General features: G+C 67.3%; 15 protein-coding genes. 10 read left to right on the plus strand and 5 right to left on the minus strand.

The genetic code is table 11. The annotated features are described in order from the left end of the window. The first annotated feature begins 106 nt into the window (after positions 1-106). The 4 genes from SROT_RS00885 (at position 107) to SROT_RS00900 (ending at position 5,498) form a co-directional block, all read left to right on the plus strand. A complete protein-coding gene (locus SROT_RS00885) occupies positions 107-1,480 on the plus strand; it encodes a threonine/serine exporter family protein (RefSeq protein WP_013137115.1) in 1,374 nt (457 codons plus the stop codon). A gap of 98 nt (positions 1,481-1,578) precedes the next feature. Then, on the plus strand, positions 1,579-4,029 hold the full coding sequence (locus SROT_RS00890) for a CocE/NonD family hydrolase (RefSeq protein ID WP_013137116.1): 2,451 nt from the start codon (positions 1,579-1,581) through the stop codon (positions 4,027-4,029). Then, positions 4,029-4,571: a hypothetical protein gene (locus SROT_RS00895; protein ID WP_013137117.1), complete on the plus strand. Its 543-nt coding sequence runs from the start codon at positions 4,029-4,031 to the stop codon at positions 4,569-4,571. Before SROT_RS00890 ends, SROT_RS00895 begins: the two co-directional genes overlap by 1 nt. A gap of 81 nt (positions 4,572-4,652) precedes the next feature. Next, positions 4,653-5,498 (plus strand): hypothetical protein, encoded by an 846-nt coding sequence (locus SROT_RS00900; RefSeq protein ID WP_148223292.1) that lies wholly within the window; start codon positions 4,653-4,655, stop codon positions 5,496-5,498. On the opposite strand, the gene SROT_RS00905 is transcribed toward SROT_RS00900, so the two are convergent. Beyond that, positions 5,463-6,101 (minus strand): TetR/AcrR family transcriptional regulator, encoded by a 639-nt coding sequence (locus tag SROT_RS00905; protein ID WP_013137119.1) that lies wholly within the window; start codon positions 6,099-6,101, stop codon positions 5,463-5,465. The genes SROT_RS00900 and SROT_RS00905 overlap by 36 nt on opposite strands. Positions 6,102-6,184: 83 nt before the next feature. On the opposite strand from SROT_RS00905, the gene SROT_RS00910 reads away from it, so the two are divergent. From SROT_RS00910 to ripD, 5 genes are all read left to right on the plus strand, one after another. Beyond that, positions 6,185-6,865, plus strand: coding sequence for a nitroreductase (locus tag SROT_RS00910; RefSeq protein WP_013137120.1), 681 nt, complete (start codon positions 6,185-6,187; stop codon positions 6,863-6,865). Positions 6,866-7,037: 172 nt separating this feature from the next. Next, complete coding sequence (locus SROT_RS00915; RefSeq protein WP_013137121.1) at positions 7,038-7,853, plus strand: LLM class F420-dependent oxidoreductase; 816 nt, start codon at positions 7,038-7,040, stop codon at positions 7,851-7,853. Positions 7,854-7,868: 15 nt separating this feature from the next. After that, complete coding sequence (locus SROT_RS00920; protein WP_013137122.1) at positions 7,869-8,102, plus strand: hypothetical protein; 234 nt, start codon at positions 7,869-7,871, stop codon at positions 8,100-8,102. A 203-nt stretch (positions 8,103-8,305) separates the two neighbouring features. Next, positions 8,306-9,724, plus strand: a complete 1,419-nt coding sequence (locus tag SROT_RS00925; RefSeq protein WP_013137123.1) for an MFS transporter — start codon at positions 8,306-8,308, stop codon at positions 9,722-9,724. A 200-nt stretch (positions 9,725-9,924) separates the two neighbouring features. Then, entirely contained in the window at positions 9,925-10,419 is a 495-nt protein-coding gene (gene ripD / locus SROT_RS00930; protein ID WP_013137124.1) for an NlpC/P60 family peptidoglycan-binding protein RipD, read from the plus strand. 60 nt (positions 10,420-10,479) lie between these two features. Here ripD and serC read toward each other — a convergent pair whose 3' ends face one another. Beyond that, positions 10,480-11,598 carry a phosphoserine transaminase gene (gene serC / locus SROT_RS00935; protein ID WP_013137125.1) on the minus strand — a complete coding sequence of 373 codons (1,119 nt, stop codon included), beginning with the start codon at positions 11,596-11,598 and terminating at the stop codon, positions 10,480-10,482. Between the two features lie 32 nt (positions 11,599-11,630). On the opposite strand from serC, the gene pdxH reads away from it, so the two are divergent. Next, a complete protein-coding gene (gene pdxH / locus SROT_RS00940) occupies positions 11,631-12,302 on the plus strand; it encodes a pyridoxamine 5'-phosphate oxidase (RefSeq protein WP_041406801.1) in 672 nt (223 codons plus the stop codon). Positions 12,303-12,313: 11 nt separating this feature from the next. On the opposite strand, the gene SROT_RS00945 is transcribed toward pdxH, so the two are convergent. The 3 genes from SROT_RS00945 to SROT_RS00955 form a co-directional block, all read right to left on the minus strand. Further along, on the minus strand, positions 12,314-12,967 hold the full coding sequence (locus SROT_RS00945; RefSeq protein WP_041406803.1) for a sensor domain-containing protein: 654 nt from the start codon (positions 12,965-12,967) through the stop codon (positions 12,314-12,316). 137 nt (positions 12,968-13,104) lie between these two features. Continuing rightward, positions 13,105-13,968, minus strand: coding sequence for a 5-oxoprolinase subunit C family protein (locus SROT_RS00950; protein ID WP_013137128.1), 864 nt, complete (start codon positions 13,966-13,968; stop codon positions 13,105-13,107). Then, complete coding sequence (locus SROT_RS00955) at positions 13,965-14,567, minus strand: 5-oxoprolinase subunit B family protein (RefSeq protein WP_013137129.1); 603 nt, start codon at positions 14,565-14,567, stop codon at positions 13,965-13,967. Before SROT_RS00955 ends, SROT_RS00950 begins: the two co-directional genes overlap by 4 nt. Positions 14,568-14,630 lie beyond the last annotated feature (63 nt).

The raw sequence follows: 14,630 nt of genomic DNA on the forward strand, positions 1-14,630 counted from the left end.
GGGAAGACGGCGCCCTTGGCCGCATCGCGCGGGCAATTTTTCGGCGCAGTTCGAGGGGAGGGGAGTGTTGCTGTTGGTTTTCGGGTGGATCGGCTATGAATAACCGGTGACCTCTCGCGCCGTTTTGCAGCACCAATGGGAGAGGTTGCGGCATGCGCTGCTCAAGGAGCGCCCTGAGCCGTTGGAGGGCGTGGACCCGTATCCGGACGAAGACGTCCTCACGATGCTGCGCCAGCTGGGCATCGCGATGATCGAGACCGGGCAGCCGACCAACCTCGTGGAGTCGCAGCTGCGCGCGATCGGTTTGGCGTACACGGGCCACGAGGTGCGGGTGCTCGTGTTCCCCACGTACCTCATAGTGCAGCTGGATTCGCCGTTGCAGACGAAAACACAGGTCGATGAGCCGTCGTGGGCGGTGGCGCGGCTCGACCAGGCGGGCGAGGTGGACACCCTGGTCAAGCTCGCCAAGGCCCGCGCGGCGACCCCTGCGGAGGTGACCGCCCGCACGAAAGCGGCCCGCGGCTGGGCGCCGAGGTTCGGGGCGTTCACGACGGTGCTCGGGCATACGCTCCTCACGATCGGTTTCGGACTGGCTTTGCAGCCCACCTGGGCGAGCCTGCCCGCGTATGCGCTGCTCGGGCTCGTGGTCGGGATGTTGTTGCTGCTCGGCAGATGGTTGCCGTCGGTCGCCATCATGCTCCCGCCGATCGCGGCGACGCTTGTGACCGTTCTCACGACGTGGTACCTGGCCGAGGCGGCTGGTGACGGATTGCTCCGTGTCCTGGCCCCGGCTCTGGTCAGCGTGTTGCCGGGGGTGACGCTCACGATTGGGGCGGTGGAGCTGACCAGCACCCAGGTGATTTCGGGGTCCACTCGGTTGATGTATGGCGCGGCGCAACTGTTGTTGCTCGCGTTGGGCGTGGCGGTGGGGGTGCGGATCGCGGGCCCGTTGTCGCAGCACAGAGGCCCGCTGGGGGCGCTTCCCGCGCACGGGGGGCTCGGCGCGTGGGCTCCGTGCCTCGGCGCGGTGGTCGCCGCGGTCGGGTTCTATCTCTACAAGTCCGCCCCGAAGGGGTCGTTGCCCGCGATCGCGGCGACGATGCTTGTGGCGCTTGTCGGCCAACAGCTCGGCGGCACGTATGTGGACCCGCTGCTCGCCGGGTTCCTCGGCGCGCTGGTCACTGTGCCGTTCGCCCAGCTCATCGGCAGGTTCCGGGGGGCGCCGCCGCCTATGGTGCTCTTGATCGCGGCGTTCTGGTTCCTCGTGCCGGGGGCGCTTTCTTTCGTGAATGTCGGCGAAGTGGTCACGACGGGCGGCGTCGCGGCCTTGTCGCAGCCGGGCGTGGGCGGCGCGCGCGCCTTGCTGTCCGCGGTGGTCGCCATTTTCTCCATCGCGCTCGGGATGTTGCACGGCTGGGGCGTTGATTACGCGGGCGTGAGCCTCGCGCGCCTGTGGCGGGCTCGATTCCGCAGCACGTGAGCACCGTCCCACTTTGGTTATTACATCGTTACACAAATCACTGGAAATCTGTTATGGTTCATCCAACTTTTATGAAACTCCAGCTGTGAAGGATGCACATGGACAATGGATTTGCGCGCTGTTTCGCGCGTTGGCTCGGCACTGGATTCGCCAGCGCCGGGTTGACGGCAGCTGCTTGGCTCACCGCGAGCGCGGCAGCGTCGGCGGACGAGACCGCCGCGTCTTCGGAAGGGGCAGGGGCGTTCGCGCCCATCGCCCCATTGCGCGACAGCGGCCTGATCGCGTCGAACGCCCGTGTCGCCGCGGAAGCGGACGACGAGGCCAATCTCGCGGCAGAGGCTCCCGACGACGCCGACGACGAGGCGTCCGCGCAGGACGTGGACGTGGACGAGCGGGAGGCCGCCGACGCGAACGATCCGAAGTATCCGGACCAGTTCACGCTGGGCGACTTGGAGAACCAGTGGTCCGACACCTGGGAGAACGACCTGCAGTACACGAACATCGGGATCGACTGGGACGTGCCGATCACGATGAGCGACGGAACGGTGCTCAAAGCGAACGTCTACCGTCCGCTCAACGACGACGGCACACCGGTGGACGAACAGCTGCCGGTGATCGTGAACATCACCCCGTACACCAAGCTGGCCTCGATGGCCATCGACTCGATCATGATCCCCCATTACGGGGAGAACTGGGTCAACTTCTTCGGCGACATGTACATGCCGCCCGGCCTGAAGGGGCTCGAACAGTTGCTGCAAGGCTTCAACTCCGGGTTCTTCCAGGAGCTCGGCGTCGACCGCAGGCTGTTGCAATCGGGCTACGCGCAGGTGGTGGTCGACCAGCGCGGCACCGGCTTCTCTCAGGGAACCTGGCAGGTGTTGGGCAAGCGCGAGCAGCTCGACGACAAGGAAGTCGTGGAGTGGGCCTCGGAACAGCCGTGGTCGAATGGCAAGGTCGGGATGACCGGTGTCTCGTATTCCGCCATCAACCAGCTGCAAGCGGCCCAACAGCATCCGAAGGGCCTCAAGGCGCTCTTCCCCGTCGTGCCGAGCGCGGACCTCGTCGCGGACGTGGTGGCCCCGGGCGGCGGCGTCGGCGTCGGCTTCCTGCCCTACTGGTTGTCGCTGATCAACTTCATGAAAGTGCTCCCGGACCTGTCGGCCAGCGCGGGGGGCACCTACGACTGGCAGTGGGCCGACGACCGGCGCAAAGAGGTCTTCGTCAAGCTCGACCTTCTGGCCCAGGCGTTGAACACCCCGGACATCGACAAAGTGGCGGAGTACTACCTTGACTCCCTTGACGAGGACTCGCCGATCTTGCAGGAGGTGCAGCGCCGCCAAGCGCAAGGCCAGAGCATGGGCCAAATCCTGGTCGCCATTGCCAGGACAGGCTCGCCGTGGCGGGACAAGGCGCTGAGCGAAGGCGACCCGCATCGGATTCCCCTGGATGTTGCCAATTTCGCGGACGAAACCTCCCCGTGGCGCAAGGACTTGATCACCGACGTGAGCAAGGTCGACGTGCCCACTTTCGTGGTGGGCGGCTGGCACGACCTCTTCGTCAACAGCGAGGTGCGCCTCCTGAACGAGTTGCCGCTGCCGCCGAGCGAGAAGAAAGTCCTCATCGGCGACTGGTACCACTTCACGACCGGATCCGGCCTCGGGAAATACCCGAACCCGCCGAGAATGGACGTGCTCGCCCGAGCATGGTTCGACCACTGGCTGAAAGGCATTGACAACGGGATCGACACATTCGCGCCCGCCACCTTCTTCAGCCAGTCCGGCGGGAGCGGAGTGTGGACGAACGCCGACGAGTGGCCGCGCAAAGGCATGGAGTACCAGAAGCTGTACCTTTCCGGCCAGCAGGCGATGTCCACCGCGTTCTCGATGCTCGACGGGTCCCTCGCGGAACAGCCCGACGAGGACGAGAACGGGCATTGGATCTCGTTCGGTTTGACGAACATGTGCTCGCGGGACATGAACCAGCCCTTCCTCGGTTTCATGGCCTGGATCGACGCCTGCCATATCGACTCGCGGATCGCGGAGCTCAACGGCCTGACCTTCACCAGCGCCCCGGTCGAGGAGCAGACGGTGATCTCCGGCCCCATCGCGGTGCACCTGAACACGGTGCAACAGAACAAGGACGGGTATTGGGATGTGACGGTCAACGACGTGGACGAGTTCGGCCAGTCCACAGTCCTCTCCACCGGCCAGCTCGTGGTCTCGCTGCGCGGCTTGAACGAGTCCAAGACCACGCGCCTGCCGGACGGCACCGTCGTGGACCCGTACCCGGTCCTCGACTTCGCCAACTGGCGCCCGGTCGAGCCGGGCGACCCGACGCCGATCGACGTCGGGGTCGTCCCCACCGACGCGACGTTGGAGCCGGGGCACCGGTTGCGCGTGGACGTGTTCGCCAGCAACTTCCCCAAGTCGATCCCGATCTGGCCGTTGATGGACGACATGCGCCTGGCCCCCCAGCTGCTCGAACTCGACCCCGACTCCCCGAGCTGGGTCGTGCTCCCCGTCAACCGCAACATCCCAGGAGTGTCCTGATGCAGCACGTGCGATCCCGGCCCTTCCTTCTTGTCAGTGTGGCGCTGCTGGTCGGCGTGCCCGCGGCGCATGCCGCCCCGCCGGACGGCGACGTGGCGTGCCGAGGGCTGATCGCCCTCGACCGCAGATTGGCGACATTGGACCGGCAGTTCGGCGAGCTGAACCCCGCAGATCCGCCCGAAATCCTCGCCCCCAAACAAAAGGACCTGCTCAAGCTCATGCGGGCTGACGCTGTTTCCCTGCGCAAGGTGCTCACGCAGACCGGCAAGCCATTGGGCAATGAGGACGCGGACAAGGGGCTGCCGGAATTCCTCGCCAAGGCCGCCGCGTTCGTCAGCTGGTTCGACAAACCGGACGCCGAGTTGACGGACGACCAGAGGCAACAAGTGACCGACGCGGTCGGCGAGTACCGGTTCGGCGTCGGCCAGTCCTGCGACTACTACGCCCCGCACGACCCGGAGACCGACCCCGAGGGCAAGAACGGCGACCCGTATCCGCCTGGCCACAACGGCTTTGGCGATTACAGCCCCGAACACCAGTAGCGGCCAGAGGGCCTGGTGCGCGGCGGCGTCCGGCTCGGACGCTCCCGGTTCTTGTCGGCGCGCTCCCGTACGGTGGGCGGCATGCGGGAGGATTCGAAGCAGCTCGCCCGATTGCGCGACGGCCCGCCGGGGTCGAGGGCGCTGTGGGTGTACGACGAACAGGACTGGGCTGTCATGCGGGCGCAGCCGTCGGGCTCGCTGGTCTGTCCGGTCCCAGGGTGCGGCGCGCCGTTCACCGTGGTGCGGCAGAACGAGCGCGGCACCAGATGGCTGGTCGACCTGCCCAGCCTGGCAGGCCAGACCGGGCGAACCGCAGGCTGTTCGCACACGCTCACCAGGCCCGGCGCTGGCGGCGGGCCGATGTCCGCGCAGCACCGCTGGATGCAGGAGCGCCTCCGCCGGATCTGCGCGGCGCTCGGGCACGAGTCGATTCCCGAGCATCACGAGACGAACGCGGACCTCTACGTGCCCGGAGCCCGTCTCGTGATCGAGGTGCAGCGCTGGGCGACCGATTTCGCGGGACGCACCAAGGCTCGGGAGCGCGCGGGCGCGCGAGTGCTCTGGCTCATCACCGAGGACGCGGCGGGCCGCTCTGTCGAGCGGGCGTTGCGCCGCCAGCCGTGCGTGCGGGTGCGGGTGCATGAGCGCGGCGACCGCCGCGCGAGGTTGGAGCCGTGGCTGAGGCCGCAGGAGGCTTCGCGCGCGGTGCTGTCCGTGGGCGCCCGGGTCGCTGTTTCCGGCCCCGCCGACGGTCGCTCTCGTCTCGCCTGGCGGGACGGCTGCGGTTTCCTCGCCGAAGTGATCGACGGGCGCAGGGTCTGGACGCCGGGCGGCGCGTGGGCGTCGGCCCAGAGCCAGCGCCCCGCCGCCGCGGCTCCCGCGCCGAGGCGGCTACGGCTTGTGTTTTGGCGTGGTGACCAGGGATGAGAACAGCGCGCTGTAGAAAGTCGTCAGCCGCTCGACGGTGTACACCTCGGGGTCGGCGAGGACGAGCCTGCCGGCCTCCTCCCATGCCCGGAGCAACGCGTGCGCCGCCAATTCGAGGTCCATGTCTTTTTGCCTCGCGCCCGCCAAGGTTTTCAGAAAACCGGTGAGCACCTCGAAGGCGGTCGCCTCGGCGCGTTTTTTGAACTTCTGCCACGCGGGCGGGGAGCCGCCGTACGCGGGGAGCAGAATCGACCGCCACCGATTGGGGGAGGAGAGCACCGTCTCAAGGAACGACCGGGTCATATCGGTCAGCACGGTTGTCGGTTCCGCGTCGTTCAAATTCTTCGGGACGATCGCGGCGAGCTGGGCGATCGCGAGGTTGCCTTCTCTCTTGAGCGATTCGCGCAGGATGTTGTTGGAATCCGTGAACTGGCTGTACACCACCGGGCGGGTCACGCCGATGGATTTTGCGACGGCGTCGACGGTGACCGCTTCGATGCCGCCCGAACAGATCAGCGCCAACGCGGCATCGAGGATCTGCTCGCGGCGTTGCTCCGCGGGCATCCTCGGCGCGTACGGGCGCCTGCTCACTGTGTTGCTCATCTCCGACATCCTATCCCCCCGGTTATGAGGGCAAGCTTGCCTATACTGTTTCGTGAGACGAAAGAAACGCGAGGACACTGTTCATGGCAGAAATTCTGGACTTCTCCGAACTCGTTCGGGCCCGGCATTCGGTTCGCGCGTTCTTGCCGGAGCCCCTGTCGAAAGAGGAGCTCGACGGGGTGCTCGGGGACGCGCAGCGGTCTCCGTCGAACAGCAACACGCAGCCTTGGCGCGTGCACATCGTCTCCGGGGCCAAGCGCGACGAGCTCCGCGCTGCGTTGTTGGACGCGGCCGCGCGCGGCGAGACGAGCTTGGATTTCTCCTTCGACCCCAAATACGGCCAGAACGAAGTGCTGCTCGAGCATATGAGGCAGTTCGGGCAGGTGTACTACGAGACGATGGGCGTGTCGCGGGACGACGCCGAGGGCCGCAGCAAGCTCATGTTGCGCAACCTGGGGTTCTTCAACGCCCCGCATGTGGCGTTCCTGTTCTTGCCGGTCGTCGGGGACAGCGTCCGGGTCGCGGCGGACATCGGCATGTACGCGCAGACATTCCTGCTCTCGCTCGTCGCGCGCGGTTTCGGCGGCATCCCGCAGACCATGCTCGGGCACTTCGCCAACACGGTGCGCGAGGTGCTCGGGATCTCCGAGGAGCACAAGCTGCTCTTCGGGATTTCGTTCGGCCGACCGGACGAGTCGGCGTTGGAGAACAGCTTCCGCGTCGACCGCACGCCCGTCGAGCACAGCGTGGTGCTGCACTCCTGACGAGGCAGAGGGACGTGAGCGGCCTTGTCCTGCCAGCGCGCTGGGCAGGGAGTTTGCGGCCGCGGGAATAGTTTCGCCGGAACGCGGCGTTCCTCATATGTCACGTCATGTCGGCCCAGGATTGTGCCAGCACCCAGTGTGCCAGCCCCGATAGTGTGAGCGAGGAAAGCCCATGCCCCGTCCTATCCGAGTCAGCCTCTTCATCCCGCCGACCCGGCTCGCCAGCTACAGCGCTGTTCGAGACCAGGTCACGGCGGCCGAGGAAACAGGGGCGGACATCTTGTTCGGCTACGACCATTTTTTCCCGCCAGAGGTGACTGGCTTCAAGGACGGCGTGCCGGAGCTCGCCGACCCGCAGCCCGATTTGCCGAATTTCGAGCCGCTGACGGCGTTGGCGGCGTGGGCGGAGCAGACGAGCCGGCCGGAGCTGGGGCTTTTGGTCACGGGAGTCGGGTACCGCAATCCTGACTTGCTCGCGGACATTGCGCGGACCATCGACCATATTTCCGGCGGTCGGCACATCCTGGGCTTGGGCGCGGGCTGGTACAAACCGGACTATGACGAGTACGGCTACGAGTTCGGCACGTTCACCACGCGGTTCAAGCTGTTCGAGGAGAGCTTGGAGCGCATCACGGCGAGGTTCGCGAAGCTCAACCCGGCTCCGACCCGGCATATCCCTGTCTTGATCGGCGGCGGTGGTGAGAAGAAGACGTTGCCGTTGGTCGCGAAGCACGCCGATATTTGGCACTCGTTCAGCGACTTGGAATCGCTGCATCGCAAGAAAGACATTCTGACGGGTCTTTTGGAGCAGAACGGCCGCGCCGCCGACGCCGTCGAGATCTCGCAGAACTGGCCGGGAGCCGAGCAGGCCGACGCGTACGTCGCGGCGGGCGTGACCCTCTTCAATGTCGACTACCGGCTGGACGACCCCGAGAAGGTCGCGGCGGTCCGGGAGATCATCGCGTGGCGGGACAAGGCGAACGGCTGAGGTCGTTTCGCCCTCATGCGAGGTGGCTGGGCGGCTCCTGCGGCGATGCGCCCCGCGAGCTTTTGGCTGCTGCGCGCGGGCTCTTCGGCGAGTTGGATGAAGGCGCCGAGGCGGGCTTTCGCTTCGGCGTGGGGCGAGGGCGGCCTCGACGGCTTCGGGCGGGTCGAGCCGTTCGGCCCGGATCGCGACGGCGGTTTGTTGTGCCGTGAGTTCTTCGGGCGCAAGCGCGCCCATGCTACTTATGCGTAAAATAATAGCCCTTCGGGCGAGCCGAGGAATTGCGCCCGCCGCTCGCAAAAGCTCCTCGTCAATTGTTCTTTTCAGTAATTCCTTCACTTTTCAAGCATGCAAAATTCTTTTGTTGTGGCGCTCACATATTTTGGGGAACGCCTTCGGGGTCCGTTAGGGTGAATGGGCAGCGTGCAGATCGAACAATCCTTTTGGAGGAAGTTGTGCCTTCGCCGACAGCCGAAAAAGTCCAGACGATCGAGAAGGCCCAAACGCCTTCTGCGGGAGGGACTCCGTTCGGCTTCGGGGAGGACGAAGCGCTCGGCGCGAGGACAAAAATGGGCATCGCCGCAGCGCGCGCGAGTTCGAAGGCGGGGATTCCGCCGACCCTCGCCCTCGGCTTCCTCGGCCTGTTGTTCTTCATGATCGGCGACGGGGTGGAATCCGGGTTCATCACCCCCTTCATCGCCAGCCACGGCGGCGGCGCCAAGGCGGTGGCCGCCTATCTCATCACCGGCTACGGCGTCGCGGTCGCCGCCGCGTCCTGGCTCGCGGGCGCGCTTTCGCAAGTGTTCGGCCCCAAGAAGGTCATGTGGGCCGGCTTCGGGATCTGGCTGGTCTTCGACGTTGTTTTCCTCCTCGCGGCGATGGATCACAATTTTCCGCTCATGGCGCTCGGCTACTGCGTCCGGGGCTTCGGCTATCCGCTGTTCGCCTACGGGTTCCTGGTGTGGATCACCGCGGTCACCCCCAAACGCCGCCTCGGCACCGCGGTGGGCTGGTTCTATTTCGCGTTCACCGGCGGCTTCCCCACGTTGGGCTCGCTCGTCGCGAGCTTCGCGATTCCAGGTTTCGGCCAGGGCGACCAGGAGCGCGGCGAATTCGGCACATTGTGGCTGGCGGTCGGCATCCTCGCGGCCGGGGCCTTTCTGGCCCTGTTCGGCGTGCGCGACAAAAGGGGCGCGGAGCCCACTGCGGGGGCGGGCGGGCGCCCGTTCAAAAGCCTGCTGTCCAGCTTCACCGTCGCCTACCACCATCCCAAAGTCGCGCTGGGCGTGCTGGTGCGGATGATCAACACGACGCCGCAGTACGCGCTTCTGGTGCTGTTCCCGAGCGTCTACACCAATCTGCTCGGCAAAGGAGACCCGATTGCCGGAAGCCAGAAGTGGCTGCTGCTGGTCGCGGTCATTTTCGGCACGAACGTCGGTTTCAATCTGGTCTTCGGGGCGTTGTCCGACCGCATCGGGTGGCGCCCGACCATCGCGTGGTTCGGGGCTGTCGGCAGCGCGGCGACGTTCAGCCTGTTCTATTTCCTCACCCCGCTGGTTGGCCCGGACCGGTTCTGGCTGATCCTGGTCCTCGGCGGCGCGTACGGGGCCACTCTCGGCGGGTTTGTGCCGATTTCCGCCCTCGTCCCGCAGCTGGCCCCGGAGAACCGGGGCGGGGCGATCGCGATGCTCAACCTTGGGGCCGGGGCCTCCTACTTCGTCGGGCCGGGCATTGTGAGCCTCTTTCTCACGCTGCTGGGCTCCGGCAAGTTCGCCACGACCGTGATCGTGCTGACGTTGTCGGCGACGTACTGCGTCGCGGCTCCCCTCGCCTTTCTGCTCCGCGCCCCGGACGAAGAGGAGGCCGGGGCGTAGAGCCTGCGTGCGCGCGGGCCGTCGGGTCTGCTTCGGCCCGCCGGTTTTGACTGCTCACGCCGCAGAAATCGCTGTCATGTCACGGTCCGGGGAATCCTTGGCCGCATTTGCCCGCGCAGCTGGTGGCGCGGGGCTTCGCATTGTAGAAAAGAACCCAAGTGACCGGTGTGGTCAACATTGGCTCCTGGAGTGAGGTTCTTATGAGACGCGTCCCCGCGGCGATGATCGCCGGCTTGGTGTTTTTGGGCACAGCGAAGAGCTTCGCGCTCGCCGAACCGGTCAACCATCCGGTGAACGACGAGCAGCAGTCGGTCAGCACGGCCATCGCCCGTGCCCTGGCGCAGCGCGGCATGCCCTATGTGTACGGCGGCGGCAACGCGCAAGGGCCCACCGGCAATCCGAACGGCACGGGCGTCGTCGGCTTCGACGCCTCCGGCCTCATGGTGTACGCGTTCGCGGGCGCCGGGGTGAAACTGCCGCGCACCTCGACCGACCAGTACAACAAAGCAGGCCGTTCGGTCTGGCCGCAGCAGGCCCAACCGGGGGACTTGATCTTCTACGGCCCGAACGGGACCGAAAGCGTCGCCATGTACCTCGGCAACGGACAGATGTTGGAGGCCACCAATCCGGTTGTGACCATCTCGCCGGTGCGCTCGGAAGGCATGGCGCCGTACATGATCCGGGTGATCGGCTGAGGCCGGCCAGAACTGCCCGGACGGGGCCCAGCGCGCCCCATGCGCAAGGCCCCGAACGGCTCAGAGCCGTTCGACGACCCAGTCGATGGCTTTGGTCAGCGCGGTGACGTCCTCCGGGTCCACGGCCGGGAACACGCCCAAACGCAACTGGTTGCGCCCGAGCTTGCGGTACGGCTCGGTGTCCACGATGCCGTTCTCGCGCAGCGTCTTCGCGACCTTCGCCGCGTCCACCTCCTCGTGGAAGTCGATAGTCGCGACCACGGGGGAGCGCAACGCCGGGTCGGTGACGAACGGCGTGGCGAACTCGCTCTGCTCGGCCCAGTCGTACAGGCGCGACGAGGAGTCCTTGGTGCGCGCGGTGGACCAGGCGAGCCCGCCTTGGCCGTTGATCCATTCGATCTGCTCGGCGAGCAGCACCAGCGTCGCGACGGCAGGAGTGTTGTACGTCTGGTCCTTCGTGCTGTTCTCCAGCGCGGTCGGCAAGGAAATCGACTCGGGGGCCCAACGCCCGGAGAGCTCGTTCACCCGCTCTATGGCGGCGGGGGAGAGCAGCGCCAGCCAGAGGCCGCCGTCGGAGGCGAAGCCTTTCTGCGGGGAGAAGTAATACACGTCGGTCTGCGTCACATCGAGCGGCACGCCGGCGGCGGCGGAGGTGCCGTCGATGACGACAAGCTCGTCTTTGGCCCAGCTCGGGCGCGCGACCGGCACCGTCACCCCGGTGGAGGTCTCGTTGTGCGCCCAGGCCAGCACGTCCACCGGTTCGGCGGGGGCGCTGTCGGGCACGGCAGGAGCCGAACCAGGGTCGGATTGCACGACCACCGGTTCTTTGCGGTCGGGGTGCTTGGCGACGACGCTCGCGAACTTCGCGCTGAACTCGCCGAAAGAAAGGTGCAGGGACCGCTCGCGGATCAGCCCGAACGCGGCCGCGTCCCAAAAGAACGTCGCGCCGCCGTTGCCGAGCAGCACCTCGTAGCCGTCCGGCAGGGAATAGAGCTCTTTGAGCCCCGCGCGGACCCGTTTGACCACGTTCTTGACCGGCGCTTGGCGGTGGCTCGTGCCGAGCACGGTCGCGGCGCTCGCCGCGATGGCCTGGATTTGCTCGGGGCGGACCTTCGAGGGGCCGGAGCCGAAACGTCCGTCTTTGGGTTTGAGGCCGGAGGGAATCTCAAGAGCAGTCACGGCGATCAGCCTACCTCGCCTAAGCTGAAGCAATGACCGTCGATCCAACGGCAGGCCCGCCGCCTTTGCCCGACCTTCGCGAGGAATACACGGATGTGTCCCCGGATTTGGACGTCGCGGACGTCCAGGCCGGCTGGCCCGAGCTGCTGCAGAACTGGCTCGCCCAGGCTTGGGAGTCGGGGTTGCCGGACGCGAACGCCCTGGTGCTCGCCACGGTCGACGACGCGGGCCGCCCGCACAGCCGTTCCGTCTTGTGCAAAGGAATCTCCGCGGACGGAATCGACTTCTACACCCATTACGCCTCCGCGAAGGGGCGGCAGTTGGCCGCCTGCCCGCACGCATCGGCCACGTTTCCCTGGTACGGGCTTTCCCGGCAGGTGCATCTGCGCGGCGAAGTCCGCAAGCTGGACCACGATTGCTCCATCGGCTACTGGTCGAACCGCCCAAGGGGCAGCCAGCTCGGGGCCTGGGCCTCCGAGCAGTCGCGGCCCATTGCGTCCAGGGAGGCGCTTGTGGCGCAGTTGCGCGCGGCGGCCGAGCGGTTCCCCGAGGGCGAGCCGGTGCCGTTGCCCCCGGGTTGGGGCGGCTATCGGCTCGTGCCTTTCGAAGTGGAGTTTTGGCAGGGTCGCGCGAACCGCCTGCACAATCGCGTGTTGTTGGCCTTGGCCGACGGGCAGTGGCGGGCGACGCGCCTGCAACCGTAGGGCGGCCCGCCCTAGTCCGCCCGTGCGACGAGCTCGTTCGCGATGGCTGCGACTTTGTTCGCGAGCGCGGCTGCCTGTTCGGCCGAATTGGGGTCGATGAACGCGCAGACCGAAGCCTCCACCACGGCGGTCTCGTCGAGCCGGGCGTTGAGCGAGCACCGCCATCGTGGTTTGTTGTCCAAGAGGCTGTGCCAGCTCGCTCCGGCCGCGGTGATCTGATCCACCGCGTTGCGCCAGGTCAGGTCCCCGCTTGAGCGATGCTCGACGGAAGTTTTCGACCCGCAGGAGCGCAGCCCTTTGACGAGGGCGGCGAACACGTCGGAGGCTGCTTTCGCAGTGGGGAACACTCCGACGATCTGGCCTGCCACGGTGCGGTACGCGCTGCCTTCCCCGTCGGCGTAGCCCGCCCCCGCGTACCTGCTCCACGACGCGCCGTAGACCAGCGTGGTGGTGGCGTTGCTCATGGTCCGGCACTCAACGGGGGTGGTCTGGCTCGGGCCGTTCGGCGACGTGAGCTCCCACAGGTCGGCGGACAGGTCGGCGCCGACGATGTCGCTCAACTCGTCCGAAGAGAGCAAAGGGCTCTCCGGAGCGGCGGCGGCGGGAGTCGCGGAGCAGAGCATCGCCGCCGCTGTGAAAAAGGAAGCAAACAGCGGAATTCGCATAGGTCCGCCAGTGTAGTCCCATACGCAACAGAAGCACACTCTGGCCCCCGCGATTTTGGTGACCTGCACCATATCTTTGACCGGCGTTCTGGGTCCGCCGCGGCCAGCGCGGCGTGATGGCCGCGGCGGCGCCGAGTTCAGGACAGGGCGAAACGCGCGTGCTCGCCGGGGCGCAGTTGCGCGACCAGGCCCACGGCGGGCTCGTCCAGCACGCCCACCACCGGATAGCCGCCAGTGGTGGGATGGTCGGCGAGAAAGCAGATCAGCTCGCCGGACGGCGTCGCCTGCACCGAGCCATGGGCGACAGGTTCGCTGCGCTGCGGCTCGAAACGCCAACGGGGGCCGGCGCCGGAGCTGCGCAGCCGCACGCCGACCCGGTCGCTCTGCTCCTGCGCCACCCATGTTTGGGCGGCGAGGTCCAAGCCCGCCACCCGGTCCGCTCTCGGCCCCAGCCGCCCGCGCAGCACGGCGGGCCCGCCGCCGGGCCGAGGACCGAGCGAGAGGAAGTCCCACGGCGGGGCCTGCGGCGCGGGCTCTGCGACCGCGATCCGGCCGCCCGGGCGGATCGGCGCCGGGCCGAGCCCCGTGAGCGTGCATGTCGAGCGTGAGCCGAGGGAGCGCGGCGCCTCGAACCCGCCTCGTGCTCCGATGTAGACGCGGGCTCCGACGGGGGCCATGCCGAGTTCCAAGGTTTCGCCTGTGCGCAACTCGAATCGGGCCAGGCGCTCGACGGGCGCGCCGTCCACCGTCCCCGGCGCGGGGGCTCCTGCGAGCAGAAGCTCCAATGTCGCCTCGGCCCGCAACGAGAACCCGCCGAACAAGCACTCGATCGCGGCGGCTGCGGGATCGTTGCCGAGGAGCTGGTTCACGGTGGCCAAGGCTCCCCGGTCGGCCGCTCCTGAGCGCGGCACCCCGAGATGCGCCAAGCCGGGTCGGCCGAGGTCTTGGAACAACGCCAATGGCCCGGTCGCCAGGACCAAGGCGCTGCGCTCCGTTGTCATGTGACCGCCTCGAACACCACCGTCGAGCCAGGTGCGAGCAACGCGGGCGGGTCGCGCCTCGGGTCCCACATCGGCGCGTCCGTGGCGCCGATCAGCCGCCATCCGCCCGGCGTCGCCATGGGGTACACGGCGCAATACGCGGCGCCGAGGGCCACCGCGCCCGCGGGGACGCGCGCTCGCGGCGACTCCCGGCGCGGGACGGCGAGCCCGGCCTCGGGGTTGGCGAGGTACGCGAAGCCGGGGCTGAAGCCGAGGAACTGCGTCGTCCACGCCGACCCGGTGTGCGCGTCCACGACTTCGCGGACCGACATGCCGGTCAGTTCGGCCACCTCGGCGAGGTCTGGTCCGTCATAACGGACTTTGACCACGACGACCGGGCCCGGCGGTTCGGCCGTCACATGGATCTCTGTCGCGTGGACCTCTTCAACGAGGCCCGTGTCACGAATATCGCTGTCCGCGACCACCAGCAGCGTCCGGTCGCCGGGGACCGCCTCCACGAACCTGCGATCCGCACGCAACCGTTTGTACAGCGCAAAGACCTGTTCTTGGCCCTCGCATTCGATCAACAGCGCGTTCGTGCCCGCCTGCATCACCCGCATCGCGCGCGGCCTGTTCGGCTCGTGTCCACCAAAATCAAGCTACCCTCGAGTAGAACAGTTGGC

Source organism: Segniliparus rotundus DSM 44985 (assembly GCF_000092825.1).
GTDB classification, from domain to species: Bacteria; Actinomycetota; Actinomycetes; order Mycobacteriales; family Mycobacteriaceae; genus Segniliparus; species Segniliparus rotundus.

Bases quoted from the DNA above. Each gene is read 5' to 3' on its own strand.
- SROT_RS00890 (WP_013137116.1), top strand. From the start codon at position 1,579: ATGGACAATGGATTTGCGCGCTGTTTCGCGCGTTGGCTCGGCACTGGA.
- SROT_RS00895 (WP_013137117.1), top strand. From the start codon at position 4,029: ATGCAGCACGTGCGATCCCGGCCCTTCCTTCTTGTCAGTGTGGCGCTG.
- SROT_RS00900 (WP_148223292.1), top strand. From the start codon at position 4,653: ATGCGGGAGGATTCGAAGCAGCTCGCCCGATTGCGCGACGGCCCGCCG.
- SROT_RS00905 (WP_013137119.1), bottom strand. From the start codon at position 6,101: ATGAGCAACACAGTGAGCAGGCGCCCGTACGCGCCGAGGATGCCCGCG.
- SROT_RS00910 (WP_013137120.1), top strand. From the start codon at position 6,185: ATGGCAGAAATTCTGGACTTCTCCGAACTCGTTCGGGCCCGGCATTCG.
- SROT_RS00915 (WP_013137121.1), top strand. From the start codon at position 7,038: ATGCCCCGTCCTATCCGAGTCAGCCTCTTCATCCCGCCGACCCGGCTC.
- SROT_RS00920 (WP_013137122.1), top strand. From the start codon at position 7,869: ATGCGAGGTGGCTGGGCGGCTCCTGCGGCGATGCGCCCCGCGAGCTTT.
- ripD (WP_013137124.1), top strand. From the start codon at position 9,925: ATGAGACGCGTCCCCGCGGCGATGATCGCCGGCTTGGTGTTTTTGGGC.
- pdxH (WP_041406801.1), top strand. From the start codon at position 11,631: ATGACCGTCGATCCAACGGCAGGCCCGCCGCCTTTGCCCGACCTTCGC.
- SROT_RS00945 (WP_041406803.1), bottom strand. From the start codon at position 12,967: ATGCGAATTCCGCTGTTTGCTTCCTTTTTCACAGCGGCGGCGATGCTC.
- SROT_RS00950 (WP_013137128.1), bottom strand. From the start codon at position 13,968: ATGACAACGGAGCGCAGCGCCTTGGTCCTGGCGACCGGGCCATTGGCG.
- SROT_RS00955 (WP_013137129.1), bottom strand. From the start codon at position 14,567: ATGCGGGTGATGCAGGCGGGCACGAACGCGCTGTTGATCGAATGCGAG.